10 protein-coding genes and 5 tRNA genes are annotated in these 19,145 nt (G+C 38.6%); 13 read left to right on the forward strand and 2 right to left on the reverse strand.

Annotation, left to right across the window (positions count from 1 at the left end; all coding sequences use genetic code 11):
- Window positions 1-44: 44 nt before the first annotated feature.
- From lysS to LKF16_RS11680, 10 genes are all read left to right on the forward strand, one after another.
- A complete protein-coding gene (gene lysS / locus LKF16_RS11635; protein WP_291471723.1) occupies window positions 45-1,535 on the forward strand; it encodes a lysine--tRNA ligase in 1,491 nt (496 codons plus the stop codon).
- Between the two features lie 147 nt (window positions 1,536-1,682).
- Window positions 1,683-1,755, forward strand: a tRNA-Val gene (locus tag LKF16_RS11640).
- 34 nt (window positions 1,756-1,789) lie between these two features.
- Window positions 1,790-1,872, forward strand: a tRNA-Leu gene (locus tag LKF16_RS11645).
- Between the two features lie 32 nt (window positions 1,873-1,904).
- Window positions 1,905-1,977 (forward strand) — tRNA-Thr (locus LKF16_RS11650).
- A 4-nt stretch (window positions 1,978-1,981) separates the two neighbouring features.
- Window positions 1,982-2,053: transfer RNA gene (locus tag LKF16_RS11655), tRNA-Gly, on the forward strand.
- Window positions 2,054-2,169: 116 nt separating this feature from the next.
- Window positions 2,170-2,243 (forward strand) — tRNA-Pro (locus LKF16_RS11660).
- Window positions 2,244-2,628: 385 nt separating this feature from the next.
- On the forward strand, window positions 2,629-5,142 hold the full coding sequence (locus LKF16_RS11665; protein WP_291471291.1) for an ATP-dependent Clp protease ATP-binding subunit: 2,514 nt from the start codon (window positions 2,629-2,631) through the stop codon (window positions 5,140-5,142).
- Between the two features lie 253 nt (window positions 5,143-5,395).
- Complete coding sequence (gene rpoB / locus LKF16_RS11670) at window positions 5,396-9,016, forward strand: DNA-directed RNA polymerase subunit beta (RefSeq protein ID WP_291471289.1); 3,621 nt, start codon at window positions 5,396-5,398, stop codon at window positions 9,014-9,016.
- A gap of 34 nt (window positions 9,017-9,050) precedes the next feature.
- Window positions 9,051-12,725 carry a DNA-directed RNA polymerase subunit beta' gene (rpoC, locus tag LKF16_RS11675; RefSeq protein WP_291471287.1) on the forward strand — a complete coding sequence of 1,225 codons (3,675 nt, stop codon included), beginning with the start codon at window positions 9,051-9,053 and terminating at the stop codon, window positions 12,723-12,725.
- Window positions 12,726-12,879: 154 nt separating this feature from the next.
- Complete coding sequence (locus LKF16_RS11680; RefSeq protein WP_291471285.1) at window positions 12,880-13,704, forward strand: alpha/beta hydrolase; 825 nt, start codon at window positions 12,880-12,882, stop codon at window positions 13,702-13,704.
- On the opposite strand, the gene LKF16_RS13105 is transcribed toward LKF16_RS11680, so the two are convergent.
- Window positions 13,664-14,377, reverse strand: coding sequence for a prepilin peptidase (locus LKF16_RS13105; RefSeq protein WP_363305607.1), 714 nt, complete (start codon window positions 14,375-14,377; stop codon window positions 13,664-13,666). The two genes, LKF16_RS11680 and LKF16_RS13105, sit on opposite strands and share 41 nt — an antisense overlap.
- A gap of 231 nt (window positions 14,378-14,608) precedes the next feature.
- Here LKF16_RS13105 and rpsL point away from each other — a divergent pair, with 231 nt between their 5' ends.
- Genes rpsL through fusA form a run of 3 tightly spaced genes read left to right on the forward strand, consistent with a single transcriptional unit; the run spans window position 14,609 to window position 17,658 of the window.
- A complete protein-coding gene (rpsL, locus tag LKF16_RS11685; RefSeq protein ID WP_291471283.1) occupies window positions 14,609-15,022 on the forward strand; it encodes a 30S ribosomal protein S12 in 414 nt (137 codons plus the stop codon).
- A gap of 31 nt (window positions 15,023-15,053) precedes the next feature.
- Window positions 15,054-15,524 (forward strand): 30S ribosomal protein S7, encoded by a 471-nt coding sequence (rpsG, locus tag LKF16_RS11690; RefSeq protein WP_291471282.1) that lies wholly within the window; start codon window positions 15,054-15,056, stop codon window positions 15,522-15,524.
- A 34-nt stretch (window positions 15,525-15,558) separates the two neighbouring features.
- Window positions 15,559-17,658: an elongation factor G gene (fusA, locus tag LKF16_RS11695; RefSeq protein ID WP_291471280.1), complete on the forward strand. Its 2,100-nt coding sequence runs from the start codon at window positions 15,559-15,561 to the stop codon at window positions 17,656-17,658.
- 47 nt (window positions 17,659-17,705) lie between these two features.
- Here fusA and LKF16_RS11700 read toward each other — a convergent pair whose 3' ends face one another.
- The gene (locus LKF16_RS11700) at window positions 17,706-18,770 is read right to left on the reverse strand and encodes a CPBP family intramembrane glutamic endopeptidase (RefSeq protein WP_291471279.1); all 1,065 of its coding nucleotides are present in this window, start codon (window positions 18,768-18,770) and stop codon (window positions 17,706-17,708) included.
- Window positions 18,771-19,145: the final 375 nt, after the last annotated feature.

Here is a 19,145-nt window from a genome sequence, read left to right on the forward strand (position 1 = left end):
AAAATTTGAGCAATCGTAAAAAGCCAACTGGCGAAGAAAGACAAATGAACGACCAACTTAGAGTTCGTCGCGAAAAATTACAAGAATTATATGATGAAGGCGTTGATCCATTCGGTTCACGTTTTGAAAGAACAATGCTTGCCCAAGAAATCCACGACAAGTATGGCGATGAAGACAAGGAGACTCTTGAAGAACAAGATCTACCTGTAGTGATTGCCGGTCGTATGATGACTAAACGTGGTAAGGGTAAAGTTGGTTTTGCGGATATTAGAGACCGTTCTGGTAAGATCCAAATTTACGTTCGTAAGGATGAAGTCGGCGAAGAAAACTATCATATCTTCAAACGCGCCGATATTGGTGATCATCTAGGTATTCATGGTGAGATCATGAAAACTGATATGGGTGAATTAACTGTCAAGGCCACTCACATTACAATGTTGGCTAAATCATTGCGTCCATTACCTGATAAGTATCATGGTTTAACAAATGTTGAACAAATTTATCGTCAAAGATATTTGGACTTGATCGCCAATCCAGATAGTTTTGACCGTTTCAAAAAACGTACTAAGATCATTGCTGCTATTCGTGAATATTTGGATGGCGAGGGATTTATGTCGGTTGAAACACCAGTCTTAAATACTCAAGCTGGTGGTGCTAGTGCCCGTCCATTCATCACGCATCACAATGCTTTAAATATGGAAATGTATTTACGTATTGCGTTGGAATTACCATTAAAACGTTTGGTCGTTGGTGGATTCGAACGAGTATACGAAATTGGTCGTGCCTTTAGAAATGAAGGATTGGATACTCAACACAACCCTGAATATACTTCTCTTGAAACATATGCTGCTTACTGGGATATGACTGATGTAATGAAAGAAGTTGAAGGAATCTTTAGACATGCTGCTGATAAAGCTTTAGGAACTCAAAAATTCACTTATCAAGGTGAAGAAGTTGATTTAAGCAAGCCTTTCAAACGTATCAAGATGGTTGATGCTATTAAGGAACAAACTGGCGTTGACTTTAGTCAAGACATGGATCTTGAACAAGCACGTAAGCTTGCTGATGAGAAGGGCGTTCATTATGAACAATTCTGGGGAGTAGGGCATATCATTGCTGCGTTCTTTGATGAGTTTGTTGAAGATACTTTAAAAGAACCAACATTTGTTTATGAATATCCACTAGAAGTTTCTCCATTGGCTAAGAAGTCAAAGGATAATCCAGAATTCACAGATCGTTTTGAATGCTACATTTTAGGTCATGAATTTGGTAATGCCTTTACCGAGCTAAATGACCCAATTGATCAAAAACAACGTTTTGAAGCACAAGCTGAAGAGCGTGAACAAGGAAACGATGAAGCCGAACATATCGATGATGACTTCGTTGAAGCACTTGAATATGGTATGCCACCAACTGGTGGACTAGGAATTGGTGTTGATCGTCTAGTTATGTTATTAACAGACGCACCTTCAATTCGTGACGTGATCTTGTTCCCAACAATGAGACCAGAAGACAATAAAGAAAACGAAGAATAAATATTAAGCCATGACGTTGAGTCATGGCTTTTTTGCTGGATTGGCTTAGTTTAGAGTCCTTTGAAAATATCTTCAAAAAATTTGCTTTTTTACGTTGACAATCATTTAAACTATTAGGTATACTAATATAGTTGTTTCGCAAGACATGGAGGATTAGCTCAGCTGGGAGAGCATCTGCCTTACAAGCAGGAGGTCACAGGTTCGATCCCTGTATCCTCCATTAAGCAATTAATGCTTAATGGTTTCATAGTTTTGCGGGTGTGGCGGAATTGGCAGACGCGCTAGATTTAGGTTCTAGTGTCCAATGGACATGAAGGTTCAAGTCCTTTCACCCGTATTGTATTAAAATAAATGGTAATGCAAAATGTTGCCGACTTAGCTCAGTTGGCAGAGCATCTGTCTTGTAAACAGGGGGTCGGAAGTTCGAATCTTCTAGTCGGCATTTTGCGGAAGTAGTTCAGTGGTAGAACATCACCTTGCCATGGTGGGGGTCGCGGGTTCGAATCCCGTCTTCCGCTTCATTCAAAGAGTTATGAGAAGTTAGATATTTCTCATAACTCTTTTTGTTTTAACTGGAGAAAATAACTTAAGAGTAATAACATTATATATGACAGTAATTTGCTGTGTAATAAAACGGGAAGTAGCTCAGCTTGGTAGAGCACCACGTTCGGGACGTGGGGGTCGCAAGTTCAAATCTTGTTTTCCCGATTCAGAATAATCAATCCGAGAGGATTGATTATTTTTGTTCTAAAAAGGATCTAATACTTTACAAACTATGAAGTAAATATTAATATAGTTGTCCTTAAACTCTTCATAATCTCTAAATATTCAACATACAAATTTTCAATTTATCAAGAATTAAGATGGTTATTATTTTGCACCCGGTCAGATAGTTGGTAAAATAACACATAAGAACATGAATATTTTTTTGAACCAATTTGTATGAATTACAACATAACAATGTTATTGTTGCTTTAGATTCTATTAGGGAATATTTAAGAGCGAAAGTTTAGGAGATTGCATATTGCTTGCAATTTTATTCATGAGAATTATACTTTCATCACAAGTAAATTAATAAGTCGAGGTAACTAATATGGACAAAGTGTTTACCGAAAGCGCGAAAAACGCACTTGTTTTGGCTCAAGAGCAGGCCAAGACATTTCATCATAATGCTGTTGGAACTGAACACATTTTACTAGGTCTAACCATGGAAAATGATGGTATTGCAGGAATTACTTTGCGAGATTTAGCTGTTAGTGATCGAGACGTTCAAGAAGAAATCGAACATTTGACTGGATATGGCGATACTTCAGCTAATGCTGCAAGTGGTATTTACTTGCCATACTCACCAAAAGGTCAACAAATCTTATCAAGTTCAGAGACTGTTTCAAATCAATATAGTTCAAGCAGAATCGGAACAGAGCATATTTTATTAGCAATCTTAGATGATTCTGATAATTTAGCAAACAGAATTTTGACCAACTTAGGTCTTAGTTTAACTAAAACTAAAAATCTACTACTAAGTAAAATGGGAATGAGCAATAAGACTGCTCGTCGTGGATTAGGAATAAATCAAAAGAAGAAGACTGCCCAAGCAGGTACTCCAACGCTAGATTCCCTTGCACGTGACTTAACAAAATTAGCTTCAGACAACCGTGTTGACCCAGTTGTAGGTCGTGCTAAAGAAGTTGAAAGAACTATCCAGATCCTCAGTCGTCGTACTAAGAACAACCCTGTTCTTGTCGGTGAACCTGGTGTTGGTAAGACTGCCATCGTTGAAGGATTGGCCGAGGCAATCGTTGCTAAAGATGTTCCTTCTGATATGCAAAACAAACGAATCATGATGTTAGATATGGGCTCACTCGTTGCCGGTACTAAGTATCGTGGTGAATTTGAAGATCGTTTGAAGAAAATCATTGAAGAGATCTATGCTGACAAGCATGTCATCTTATTCATTGATGAATTGCATACTTTGATTGGTGCCGGTGGTGCTGAGGGTGCCATTGATGCTTCGAATATCTTGAAACCTGCACTAGCTCGTGGAGAACTTCAACTTATTGGTGCAACTACATCAAATGAATATCAAAAGTACATTGAAAAAGATACAGCCTTAGAGCGTCGTTTTGCTAAGGTCTACGTTGAAGAACCAACTGCTGAAGAATCGATTCAGATTCTTGATGGTTTACGTCCACGTTACGAACAACATCATGGATTGACTATTTCTGACGAAGCGGTCAAAGCTGCCGTTAGATTATCAACTAGATACTTAACTAACCGTTTCTTGCCAGATAAGGCAATTGATTTAATGGATGAAGCTTCAGCTAAAGTTCGTATCCACAACAGTGAGAATAACAATGAGCTTGAAAAATTAAACACTAAATCACTAGAATTGATCGATGAAAAGAATGCCGCCATTATGAATCAAGACTTTGGCAAGGCAGCTCAAATTCGTGAGAAGGAACAAGATCTTCAAGAAAAGATTGAAAGCTACAAACAAGAACAAGCTAACGGCAAACACAAGAAGCCAGTCGTTACTGAAGAAGACATTGCCGAGATCATTGCTGACTGGACCGGAGTTCCTGTTAAGCAGATCACCCGTAAGGAAAGTGAACGTCTGCTTAATCTTGAAAAAGAATTGCATAAACGCGTTATTGGACAAGATGATGCAATCAGCGCTGTATCAAGAGCTATCCGTCGTGCCAGAAGTGGTATGAAAGACCCAGATCGTCCAATCGGTTCATTCATGTTCTTAGGACCTACCGGTGTTGGTAAGACTGAGTTAGCCAAATCAATTGCTGAAGTAATGTTTGGCTCAGAAGATAACTTGATCCGTGTCGATATGTCAGAATACATGGAACAATACAGTACTTCAAAACTGATTGGTTCAGCTCCTGGATACGTTGGATTTGATGATGGTGGTCAATTAACTGAAAAAGTTAGAAATGAACCTTATTCAGTTATCCTTCTAGATGAGGTTGAAAAAGCTCATCCAGATGTCTTCAACATCTTGTTACAAGTACTAGATGATGGTATTTTGACAGATGCAAAGGGACGTAAGGTCGACTTTAGAAATACGATCATTATCATGACTTCTAACTTGGGTGCACGTTCACTTGAAGATGACAAAGAAGTTGGTTTCGGTGCTAAAGATGTCACAACTGACTTTAAGGAAATGCAATCAAGAATTGATTCAGAATTGAAGAAGTTCTTCAGACCTGAATTCTTGAACCGTATTGACGAAACAATTGTCTTCAAAGCACTAAATAAGGAACAACTCAAGTCGATTGCTAAGATCATGAGTAACAATCTTAGAAAGAGATTGGCTGAAAGAAATATCGAATTATCGATCTCACCATCTGCTTACGATGATCTAGTTAAAGATGGTTACAATCCAGAATATGGTGCACGTCCAATGAGAAGAACTATCCAACGTGAGATTGAAGATCCAGTCAGTGAATTGTTGTTGATGAACAACATCACTGAAGGAGACACTATCAAAGTTGGCTCAAAGAAGGGCAAGATCGATATCACGATTGCAAAGCCAAAGAGTTCAAATAGTAAGAAAAATAAAAACAATCAAAAGAGCGACGATAAGGTCAAAAATTAATTAAGCTTTACCATTGACAAATTAGTTTTAGGCTAGTAATATTACTTTTGAGATTTAAAGTTCAAAACGCAAACCGCGATCTATTGTCCGTGGCGATGCCGTATAGAAAAAGCAAAAATAGAATTAGTTTCTATTTTTGGTTTTTTTTTGCCTAAAATTAGGTAGAAAAACCGTTTACATGCAATTTGTAACCAAATTGTAATATTTCTTGCGGCTTCAAGTTTTGGCAAAAATAAATGTTGAGGTGAAGAATTTGACTTTTCATAACGTAAATTATGGTGCACACCGTGTTCGTCGTAGTTATGCCAAGATCAAGGAAGTACTTCCACTACCAAATCTTATTGACATTCAAAAGAATTCATACAACTGGTTTTTAGACGAAGGTCTAAAAGACATGTTTGATGATGTTATGCCAATCGATGATTTTGCTGGAAATCTTTCTTTGGAATATGTTGACTACAAACTGCTAGAACCTAAGTATACAGTTGAAGAAGCTAGACAACATGATGCTAATTATTCAGCCCCATTGCACGTTACTTTGAAATTGACTAACCACGAAACTGGCGAAATCAAGACTCAAGACGTGTTCTTTGGCGACTTCCCAATAATGACTGACCAAGGTACTTTCATTATTAATGGTGCTGAACGTGTTATCGTTTCTCAATTAGTTCGTTCTCCTGGTATCTACTACAATACTGATACTGATAAGAACGGCCGTGTAAGTTGGGGAACTACTGTTATTCCTAACCGTGGTGCATGGTTGGAATATGAAACAGATGCTAAAGGATTAGGATATGTCAGAATTGATAGAACTAGAAAACTTTTGATCACAGAACTTGTTCGTGCTCTTGGTTTTGGTTCAGATGCTGAGATTCTTGATATTTTTGGCGAAAATGATACTTTGAACCTCACTCTTGAAAAAGATGTACATAAAGATACTTCTGATTCACGTGTTGAAGAAGCTTTAAAGGATATCTATGAAAGACTTCGTCCTGGTGAACCTAAGACTGCTGACAGTTCTCGTTCATTGCTATATGCTAGATTCTTCGATCCACGTAGATATGACTTGGCTCCAGTTGGTCGTTACAAGATCAACAAGAAGCTAAACTTAAAGACACGTCTATTGAATCAAACATTGGCTGAAACATTGGCTGACCCTGATACAGGTGAAGTTGTTTTAGCTAAAGATACAGTTATCGACCGTGATGCAATGAGCAAATTGAGCCCATTCTTAGATCGTGACGATTTCAAGACAGTTACTGTTCAACCTTCTGATGAGGGTGCTCAAACAGATCCTGTTACACTTCAAATCATCAAGATCTACTCAAAAGAAGATAACGAAAAAGTTGTTAATATCATCGGAAACGGTCATATTGACGAACACAATCGTACAATCCAAGTTGCTGATATCTTAGCTGGCTTGAACTACTTCTTGAACTTAAAAGAAGGTATCGGTTCAACAGATGATATTGATCACTTGGGTAACCGTCGTATTCGTTCAGTCGGTGAATTACTTCAAAACCAATTTAGAATTGGTTTGTCACGTATGGAACGTGTTGTACGTGAAAGAATGTCAATTCAAGACTCATCAACTGTTACACCTCAACAATTGATCAACATTCGTCCAGTTGTAGCTTCAATCAAGGAATTCTTTGGTTCATCACAACTTTCACAGTTCATGGATCAGACTAACCCACTTGGTGAGCTAGAACACAAGCGCCGTCTATCAGCCCTTGGACCTGGTGGTTTAACTCGTGACCGTGCCGGATATGAAGTTCGTGACGTTCACTATACTCACTATGGTCGTATGTGCCCAATTGAAACTCCTGAAGGTCCTAATATTGGACTTATTAACAACTTGGCTTCATACGCTATTGTTAATAAATATGGATTTATTGAAACTCCATATCGTCGTGTTTCATGGGATACGCATAAAGTTACTGATAAGATCGATTACTTAACAGCTGATGAAGAAGATAACTATATCGTTGCTCAGGCTAATACTAAGTTGACTGACGATGGTGCCTTTGCTGAACCAACAATTTTGGCTCGTCACAAGGATGACAACATTGAAACAACTGCTGAAAAAGTCGATTACATGGACGTTTCACCTCGTCAGGTAGTTTCAGTTGCAACAGCATGTATTCCTTTCTTGGAAAATGATGACTCGAACCGTGCCTTGATGGGTGCTAACATGCAACGTCAAGCTGTTCCTTTGATCAATCCACATGCACCACTTGTTGGTACAAGTATGGAATATATTGCTGCTCATGATTCTGGTGCTGCACTTCTTGCAGATCATGCCGGAACCGTGCAATATGTTGATGCTAAAAAAGTTACTATCGAACGTGACGATGACGGCACGATCGATGAATATAAAGTTACAAAATTCCGTCGTTCAAATAATGGTAAATCATACAACCAAAGACCAATCGTTCGTAAGGGCGAAAAAGTTAAGGCTGGAGATATCATTTGTGATGGTCCTGCCATGGAAGGTGGAGAATTGGCTTTAGGTCAAAACCCACTTATCGCTTTCATGACTTGGAACATGTATAACTACGAAGATGCTATCGTTCTTTCAGAAAAATTAGTTCGTGAAGATGCTTATACTTCAATTCATATTGAAGAATATGAATCAGAAGCACGTGATACTAAACTTGGACCTGAGGAAATCACTCGTGAAATTCCTAACGTCGGTGAAGAGTCACTTAAAGATCTTGATGAATTCGGTGTTATTCGTATTGGTGCCGAAGTACGTGACGGCGATATCTTAGTTGGTAAGGTAACTCCTAAAGGTGTTACTGAATTATCTGCTGAGGAACGTCTACTGCACGCTATTTTCGGTGAAAAAGCTCGTGAAGTTCGTGATACATCACTCCGTGTACCTCACGGTGGTGGCGGTATTATCCAAGACGTTAAGGTATTTACACGTGAAGCTGGCGATGAATTGAACCCTGGTGTAAACATGATGGTTCGTGTCTACATCACTCAAAAACGTAAGATTCAAGTTGGTGACAAGATGTCTGGTCGTCATGGTAACAAGGGTACTGTTTCAATCGTTGTCCCTGAAGAAGATATGCCATACATGCCAGACGGTACTCCAGTTGATATCCTATTGAACCCAATGGGTGTTCCATCCCGTATGAATATCGGACAAGTTCTTGATCTTCATTTAGGAATGGCTGCTAGAAAACTTGGTATTCACGTTGCCACACCTGTTTTCGATGGTGTAAGTAATGAAGAACTTTGGGACATCGTTAAAGAAGCTGATATGGATTCTGATGGTAAGTCAATTCTTTATGATGGACGTACAGGTGAACCATTCAAGAACCGTGTTGCTGTTGGTGTCATGTACTACTTGAAACTAGCTCACATGGTTGATGATAAGTTACATGCTCGTTCAATCGGACCTTACTCATTAGTTACTCAACAACCACTTGGTGGTAAAGCTCAATTCGGTGGACAGAGATTTGGTGAAATGGAAGTTTGGGCTCTTGAAGCTTATGGTGCCGCTTATACACTTCAAGAAATCTTGACATACAAGTCTGATGATATTGTTGGACGTGTTAAGACTTATGAAGCAATCGTTAAGGGCGAAAGTATTCCTAAGCCTGGTGTTCCTGAATCATTCCGTGTTCTTGTCAAAGAATTGCAAGCTCTTGGACTTGATATGAAAGTTCTAGATAACGATCAAAAAGAAATCGAACTTAGAGATATGGATGAAGACGACGATACAGTAAGCATCGACGCTCTATCTAAATTTGCTAAGCAACAAGAACAAAAACGTGCTGAAGAAGAAGCTAAGAAGTTAGAAGCAGAGGATAACAACTCATCTGTTCAATCTAACAATTCGCAAGGTACAAAATCAGAATAATAGTCAAAATTTAGCATGTTAGGGAGGTTACCTTTTGATAGACGTTAATAAATTTGAAAGTATGCAAATTGGTTTGGCTTCTCCAGATAAGATCCGCAGTTGGTCTTATGGTGAAGTTAAGAAACCCGAAACAATCAACTACCGTACTTTGAAGCCAGAAAAAGATGGTCTATTCGATGAAAGAATTTTTGGACCAACTAAAGACTGGGAATGTGCCTGTGGTAAGTACAAACGTATCCGCTATAAGGGTATTGTTTGTGATCGCTGTGGTGTTGAAGTTACTCGTTCAAAAGTTCGCCGTGAAAGAATGGCACACATTGAATTAGCAGCTCCTGTTACACATATCTGGTACTTCAAGGGTATTCCATCACGTATGGGACTAGTTTTGGACATGAGCCCAAGAAACCTTGAAGAAGTAATCTACTTTGCTTCATACGTAGTTATTGATCCAGGTGATACAGACCTAGAAAAGAAACAATTACTAACTGAATCTGAATACCGTAAGAAGCGTGAAGAATTTGGCAACAAGTTTGTTGCCAAGATGGGTGCTGAAGGTATCAGAGAACTTCTTAGTCAAGTTGACATGGAAGAAGAAGTTAAAGATCTTCGTGAAGTCTTAAAGACTGCTCAAGGTCAAAAACGTACACGTGCAATCAGACGATTAGATATTTTGAGTGCTTTCCAAAATTCTGGTAACAAACCAGAATGGATGGTAATGGATGCTATTCCAGTTATCCCACCAGATCTTCGTCCAATGGTTCAACTTGAAGGTGGCCGTTTTGCCACTTCCGATTTGAACGATTTGTACCGTCGTGTAATTAACAGAAACAACCGTTTGAAGAGATTGTTGGACTTAAATGCTCCTAATATCATCGTTCAAAATGAAAAGAGAATGCTTCAAGAAGCTGTTGATGCTTTGATCGATAACGGTCGTCGTGGACGTCCTGTTACTGGTCCTGGTAACAGACCATTGAAGTCACTCTCACATATGCTTAAAGGTAAGCAAGGACGTTTCCGTCAGAACTTACTTGGTAAGCGTGTTGACTATTCAGGTCGTTCTGTTATCGATGTTGGTCCTACATTGAAGTTCTATCAATGTGGACTTCCTCGTGAAATGGCTTTGGAATTATTCAAACCATTCGTAATGCATGAATTAGTTAAAAGAGAAATTGCTTCTAACGTTAAAAATGCTAGAAGAAAAATTGATCGTCAAGATGATGACATTTGGGATGTTCTTGAAGATGTAATCAAAGAACGTCCAGTATTGCTTAACCGTGCCCCTACGCTTCATAGACTTGGTATCCAAGCTTTTGAACCTGTATTGGTTGATGGTAAGTCAATTCGTCTACATCCACTTGCTTGTGAAGCTTATAATGCCGATTTTGATGGTGATCAGATGGCTGTCCATGTGCCACTATCAGACGAAGCTCAAGCTGAAGCACGTATGTTGATGCTTGCTGCTCACCATATCCTTGCTCCTAAAGATGGTAAACCTATCGTTACACCATCACAGGACGTTGTTTTAGGTAACTATTATCTAACAATTGAAACAAGACATATGGATGGCGAAGGTAAGATCTTCAAAGATATCAATGAAGTTAAGATGGCCTTGTTGAACGGACAAGTTCACTACCATACAAGAATTGGTATCTCGGTTGCATCAATGCCTAATAAGCCATTTAGAGAAGATCAACGTGATAAGGTTATGATCACCAGTGTTGGTAAAGTAATCTTTAACGAAATTCTTCCTGAAGACTTCCCATACTTGAATGAACCTACTGATGATAATCTTATCAATGGTGTTCCTGACAAGTACTTCCTTGAAAAAGGTCAAAACATTGAAGACCGTTTGGATGAAATGGAACTTATTGACCCACTTAAGAGTAGTTATTTAAGTGACATCATTGCCCAAATCTTCAAAGTTTACCGTGTTCAAAGAACATCAGAATTACTTGATGATATGAAACAATTAGGTTACACAATCTGTACATATTCTGGATTAACAGTTGGTGTTACAGATGTTCCTAACTTGACTGAAAAACCAGAAATCATTGAAAAGGCCCACAAACAAGTTGCTTCAATTTCAAAACAATTCCGTCGTGGACTTATCACTGACCAAGAACGTCATGATCGTGTTATTAGTGTTTGGAACGAAACAAAGGACGATATTCAACAAAAGCTTATCGACTCATTTGATCCAACAAACCCTATCTCAATGATGTCTGACTCTGGTGCCCGTGGTAATATCTCAAACTTTACACAGCTTGCCGGTATGCGTGGACTTATGGCTGCCCCTAACGGTGGTATGATGGAAATCCCTGTTATTTCTAACTTCCGTGAAGGACTATCTGTTTTGGAAATGTTCATGTCAACTCACGGTGCTCGTAAAGGTATGACCGATACAGCCTTGAAGACAGCCAACTCAGGTTACTTAACTCGTCGTCTAGTTGATGTTGCTCAAGATGTTATCGTACGTGAAGAAGATTGTGGTACTGATCGTGGACTTGAAGTAAGTGCTATTACTGAAGGTACAGATATGATCGAACCATTATTTGACCGTTTAGTAGGACGTTATACACAAAAGACAGTTAAAGATCCTTCAACTGGTGAAGTAATTGTCCCTCGTGGAGTCCTAATGGATGAAGACATGGCTCAAAAGATCGTTGATGCCGGTGTTCAAACAGTTACTATTCGTTCAGCATTTACATGTAACACAAAACACGGTGTATGTAAGAAATGTTACGGCCGTAACCTTGCTACTGGTGAAGAAGTTGAAATTGGTGAAGCAGTCGGTACTGTTGCTGCTCAATCAATCGGTGAACCAGGTACACAGCTAACAATGCGTAACTTCCATACTGGTGGTGTTGCTGGTGGCGATGATATTACACAAGGTCTTCCTCGTGTTCAAGAAATCGTTGAAGCAAGAAATCCTAAAGGTCTTGCAGTTATTTCAGAAGTTGACGGTACAATTACTGCCATCGATGAAAACCCTGCAGAACATACTAAGGAAATTACCGTTGAAGGTAAGATCGATTCAAGAACTTACAGTGTTCCTTATACATCAAGTGTTGCTGTTGCCGAAGGTGACGTCATCACTCGTGGTTCTAAGTTGACACAAGGTTCAATCGATCCTAAGGAATTAATCAAGATCACAAACGTTCAAACAACAGAAAATTATCTACTTGCAGAAGTTCAAAGAGTTTACCGTATGCAAGGTGTTGATATTTCTGATAAGCATTTCGAGGTTATGATCAGACAAATGCTTCGTAAGATCCGTGTTCTTGATCCAGGTGATACAGATGTATTGCCAGGTGAATTAATGGATATCTCTCAATTCACAGATCACAACCGTGATACTTTGATCAAGGGTGGAGTTCCTGCTACAGGACGTCCAGTATTGCTTGGTATTACTAAAGCCTCACTTGAAACAAACAGTTTCTTGTCTGCTGCTTCATTCCAGGAAACAACTAGAGTTCTTACTGACGCATCAATTCGTGGTAAGAATGATCCACTTCTTGGACTTAAAGAGAATGTTATTATTGGTAAACTTATCCCTGCAGGTACTGGTATGGCTAAGTACAACCACATGGAACCTAAGAAGACAGGTCCTATGGCAGCAAACTCTTTAAACGGAGCCTACACAATTTCTGACATCGAAGAGCAAATGAAAGCTGAAGATGCTAAGAAGCAAGAAGAAAAAAATAAATAATCAGTTGAATAGCTGATTTTCAAAAAGCTGTTGTGGTTTATGCCACAGCAGCTTTTTTGGTGCAACGATCAATTACCTCCAAGACTTTTGCAAAACTCCAAAGTGTGTTAATTTACTTGACAGAAGGTTATTAAATACGAGATGGAGGAATTGTATGTTAGAAAAAGAAACGCTTGAATATCAGGGAAACAAGTTTGGCCTAGATGCTTATTGGCTTGATATCATCAAAGATTACGACAAAGAAGTTAAACATCCGTTGGCAATTATTATTCCTGGCGGTGCATTCAAATTCCATACTGACCGTGAATCTCAACCAATCGCAATGAAATTTGCAGCCGCTGGAATTCATTCGCTAGTATTTCATTACCAATTGCTAGAAGATAATAAGTCAGTTTATCCTTTAGCACTTCAAGAATTAGCAACAACGTTGAACTGGGTTCAAACTCAGGCTCAATCTAAACAAATTGATTTGGACAAAATCTTATTGATTGGATTCTCTGCCGGAGGACAAATCGTTGCCAACTTCAATTCGCTTATGACCAATGCCAAGACTAAGCAACAAATTTTTGATCATGAAATCTCAGTAATGCCTGCGGCTAATATCATGGGATATTCAGTTGTCGATATGACTTTAGGTTGGCCTAAAGAAATCTCAGATGTTGAAAAAATCAGTCCAGATAAACTATTTTGGAAAGCACAAGACACACTAACAGCCAATGGCAAGCCTTGTTTCATCTGGCAAACTGTGACCGATGGAACGGTTCCAGTAACTAATTCGTTAGCTTATGCGAATAAATTGGAAGAATTAAATATTCCGTTTGAGATGCATCTATTTTCTAGTGGCCCCCACGGATTGTCATTAGCCACTTATCAAACACAAGCACCAGGTGGAACCGATAAATTAAATCGTCAAGCATCTAAATGGTGGGGACTATGCCTTAATTGGTTAGCCCAAATTGGAATAATTCCGGAAAACTAAATATTTTTAAATCAAAGATCAGATAGTTTACTCCTATTGAAACTGTTAAATAGGGGATGAATCTAAATGATCTTTTTTGATTGATTGAAAAAACAACTAAGCAAAAGATGCATGCAAATAGCAACGCTTTAATAGCAAATGGAATTCCAAACAATAAGCAGACCATCACTAGAACATCGATATCTCCGGAGCCGATTCCGTTGACTAGCATTTGAAAAATTTTGAGTAGTATTAAAAATATCAATGCTTGTAGATAATATAAATGTGTGATGTGCATGATAAAAGCAGGTAATAGCAATAAATAATAATACGGGTAGATGTAGCCCTTGTAATAATCTGAAAAAGCCAACAAGATCAATGTGGCGAAAATTGGTAAGATAAACCAAAAATCGTTTTTCAAAATATAGAACAAAAGTAAAAATATCCCTCCCAATGTCTCAGTTAGAGGATATATCAAGGAAATTGGATTATTGCAGCAATTGCTCTTACCAAATTGTTTTAAATAGCTTAAAATAGGAATGATATTTATCAACGATAATTGTTTTTGACAAAAATCGCAGTGGGATCTGCGTAAACTAAAGAGTTGGTCAAGGTCCTCACTTCCGACTACGTTCAAAAACGAAACTAGACAAGCACCTGAAAAGAAGATTGTTATGTACAGCAGTAATTGCATTTTTATCACCTCAAAATAGATTACGTGATTTAATCAGCAATTTTCTTATAAAGTTACGTTGACACTATCATTTCTAGATGGTATTCTAATAGACGTGCTTTTATTGGCAGCAAGAATAGTTTTGTTTATAAATATAAGCTCAAAAGGTATGCCACGCTAGTGGTTTATTATTTTTCAAAAATTGTGAACCACCTGGATGTGTGTACTTAAAATTTTTAGGAGGAACTTTGAATGCCTACAATTAACCAATTAGTACGTAAAGGCCGTAAGTCACAAACTTCAAAGTCTGATGCACCTGCATTGAACTACGGCTACAACAGTATGAAGAAAATTGCTACAAAGAACCCAGCACCACAAAAACGTGGTGTTGCAACTCGTGTCGGAACAATGACACCTAAGAAACCTAACTCAGCTTTACGTAAGTATGCCCGTGTTAGATTATCAAACCTTATCGAAGTAACAGCATATATTCCTGGTATCGGACACAACTTGCAAGAGCATAGTGTTGTTCTTGTCCGTGGTGGTCGTGTAAAGGATCTACCTGGTGTTCGTTATCACGTTGTTCGTGGTGCTCTTGATACAGCCGGTGTTGATGGACGTATGCAAAGCCGTTCAAAATACGGTGCTAAGAAACCTAAGAAATAATTAGTTAAGAATAATAACGGAGGAATTTAATATGCCAAGAAAAGGTAGCGCTCCAAAACGTGACGTTTTGCCTGACCCAATGTACAACTCAAAATTAGTAACACGCTTGATCAACCATTTGATGTATGACGGTAAAAGAGGTACAGCCTCAACAATTCTTTACCGCGCATTTGACATCATCAAAGATAAGACTGGTAACGAACCATTGGATGTCTTCGAAGAAGCCATGAACAATGTTATGCCAGTTCTAGAAGTTAAGGCTCGCCGTATTGGTGGTTCTAACTACCAAATTCCTATTGAAGTACGTCCAGACCGTCGTACAACATTAGGTTTACGCTGGATCGTAAGTTATGCTCGTTTACGTGGTGAACACACAATGGACGAAAGATTAGCAAACGAAATCATGGATGCAGCTAACAATACTGGTGCTGCAGTTAAGAAACGTGAAGACACTCATAAGATGGCTGATGCCAACCGTGCCTTTGCTCATTATCGTTGGTAGAATTCAGATCACACAAAAGGAGATATAGTTCTCAATGGCTAATAAACGTGAATTTCCATTAGAAGAAACTCGTAATATCGGTATCATGGCCCATATTGATGCTGGTAAAACAACAACAACAGAACGTATTTTGTACTATACTGGTAAAATCCATAAAATTGGTGAAACTCATGATGGTGCTTCACAAATGGACTGGATGGCCCAAGAACAAGAACGTGGTATTACTATTACATCAGCTGCTACAACTGCTGAATGGAAAGGTAACCGTATCAACATCATCGATACCCCAGGACACGTTGACTTCACAATCGAAGTTGAACGTTCACTTCGTGTTTTAGATGGTGCCATCACAGTTCTTGATGCACAATCTGGTGTTGAACCACAAACTGAAAATGTTTGGCGTCAAGCTTCAACATACGGTGTTCCACGTATTGTTTTCGTTAACAAGATGGATAAGATCGGTGCTAACTTCGACTACTCAGTTGAAACACTTCACGAAAGACTAGATGCTAACGCTCATGCTATCCAAATGCCTATCGGTGCTGAAGATAACTTTGAAGGTGTTATTGATCTTATCGAAATGAAGGCTGACCTTTATGACGAAGATGAATTAGGTACAAAGTGGGATACAGTTGATGTTCCTGACGAATATGTTGAAGAAGCTAAGAAGAAACGTGGCGAATTGATCGAAGCTGTTGCTGACGTTGATGACGGAATCATGGAAAAGTATCTTGATGGTGCTGAAATTTCTAACGATGAAATCCGTGCTGCAATTCGTAAAGCTACAATCGACTTGAAATTCTTCCCTGTACTTGCAGGGTCTGCCTTCAAGAACAAGGGTGTTCAAATGTTGATGGATGCGGTTGTTGATTACCTTCCATCACCACTTGAAGTTCGTCCTTACAATGCTACTAACCCTGCTGATGGTAGTGAAGTAGAATTGCAAGCTGACGACAGCAAACCATTTGCTGGTTTGGCATTTAAGATTGCTACTGACCCATTCGTTGGTCGTCTAACATACATCCGTGTATATAGAGGATCACTTGAATCAGGTTCTTACGTTCTTAATGCTTCAAAAGATAAGCGTGAACGTGTTGGTCGTTTGCTACAAATGCATTCTAACCACCGTAAAGAAATCCCAGAAGTTTTCTCTGGTGATATCTGTGCCGTTATCGGTTTGAAGAACACAACTACTGGTGACTCATTGACAGACGTTGATGATCCATTGATTCTTGAATCATTGGATATTCCAGATCCAGTTATCCAAGTTTCTATCGAACCTAAATCAAAAGAAGATAGAGATAAGATGGATGTTGCCATCCAAAAACTATCCGAAGAAGATCCAACTTTCCAAGCTGAAACAAACCCTGAAACAGGTCAAACATTGATCTCAGGAATGGGAGAACTTCACTTGGATATCATGGTTGACCGTATGAAGCGTGAATTCAAGGTTGACGCTAAAGTTGGTGAACCACAAGTTGCCTACCGTGAAACATTTACTCAAGCTACTAAAGCTCAAGGTAAATTCGTTCGTCAATCTGGTGGTAAAGGTCAATATGGTGACGTATGGATCGAATTTACACCTAATGAAGAAGGAAAAGGCTTCGAATTCGAAGATGCTATCGTTGGTGGTGTTGTTCCTCGTGAATACATTCCTTCAGTAGAACAAGGATTGAAAGAAGCTATGGAAAACGGTGTTCTTGCCGGATATCCATTAATCGATGTTAAGGCTAAGTTGTATGATGGTTCATACCACGAAGTCGATTCATCTGAAGCTGCCTTCAAGATTGCTGCTTCTATTGCTCTACGTAACGCTGCTAAGTCAGCTGGTGCTGTTATTCTTGAACCTATCATGAAGGTTGAAATTGTAACACCAGAAGATTACTTAGGTGATGTTATGGGACAAGTTACAGCTCGTCGTGGACGTATCGAAGGTATGGAAGAACGTGGAAACGCTCAACTTATCAACTCATATGTTCCACTTTCAGAAATGTTCGGTTATGCTACTACACTTCGTTCAGCTACACAAGGCCGTGGTACTTTCACAATGGTATTTGACCATTACGAAAAGGTTCCTAAGTCAATTCAAGCTGACATTATCAAGAAAAATGGTGGCACACCTGCAGAAGACTAATTTAGTCAATTAAAAAACCAAAGCTTAGGCTTTGGTTTTTTTGTTGTCTAATAAAATAATTGAAATGTTTGGTTTTGTTTCTTTTGGCTATTCACTAATAATAAAATTGCGATGATTATAAAGACAGTCGATTCTGCAACGGTAATAATGATACTATCCAAATTGATTTTTCCAGTCATCAATTGGTTTGAGGATGAAAGAAAAACTAGTACATCGATCAGTGCGTGGAAAAAGACCGTTAAGTAAAATGCATTGGTGTACAAATATACTGCAGCTAAATACATTCCAAATGCGAAAGCAAAGATAACTTGGGTAATAGTATTACCCAGATCTTGACCAGCAAAAATATTCATTCCGTGCATTAATCCAAACAAGATACTGCTGATTACTGCGGAATAAATGAACCTGTTTCTACTATTATAGAAAGCTTTCATCAGGATAGTCAGGATCCCAAATCTAAATATAAATTCTTCTGCGATTCCAGCTTCCAAACCACCTAAAATATTATTAGCGGTAAAATGCAAATTTTTAATACTAAAGGTTACTAATGAGGCAAGCATGGTATTTCCACTGGCAAAAGCATTCCAGAGTGCAAACCAGATCGTAAACAAACAAATAGCTGCAAAGGCCCAATGATTTATATTTTTTGATAGTCGATACTTTGGGAACCCATATCCCCACGCATACATGGCTACTAGAACCATGATCATCATGATGATTGCCCCATCAAAAATAGTATTCGATAATGTCTTGATGATAGACATGGAAGCTAATTCTGTGCTATCGACCATTAAATCCAGTGCTGAGCTGGCAGTAAAAAAGAAAGAAAAAATCAACAAGACGATTCTCATGAGAGCTGTCTTAACTGGAACTATCAACATATAAGTATACGGTATGTACATGATCACAGAATACGCGATCACAACAGTCAGTCCAAAAGGAGACTGCCAATTGATAAATGATTTGGTCAAGATTATCAGGTAAGAGACTGAGAAGGGAATCAGCATCGCTTGAGCAAAGGCTTGAATTGCCCAATTGATTTTCGCAAGGGTGGATCGTAGGTTGGATTGAGTTACGAACAATCCCAGAATATTGAAGAGAAGCAAAAGCATATAAAGAGAATTCCCCTTTATAAAAGAAAAAAGTAAAACTATTATAGAATTTACGATCAATTGAGCGTAGAATAACTTCTGTTGGACTGAAAAGTTTTTTAACATAATGTTTTCCTTACTATATTAGTAGTTAATTCAATTATGACACAATGTTTTCATTTGGCATTGAATAGAGATTTTTAAGTTTAAATACCTAAAAATTCCTTGATAATGCCGGTTCAATCGTGTATTATAAGAAAAGTGCTTATTTCATAGGAGAAGTATGCGCCTATAGGTATTTAATAAATATCGACGGCATAGAAGTGAGAGGTTGCGACACGCCCGGCCGCTTTGCCACGGCAGAGCTGTTGGATATTTTCACTGAGCCGGTCATCT

Origin of the sequence: Companilactobacillus sp., assembly GCF_022484265.1 — a bacterium.
GTDB lineage: Bacteria > Bacillota > Bacilli > Lactobacillales > Lactobacillaceae > Companilactobacillus.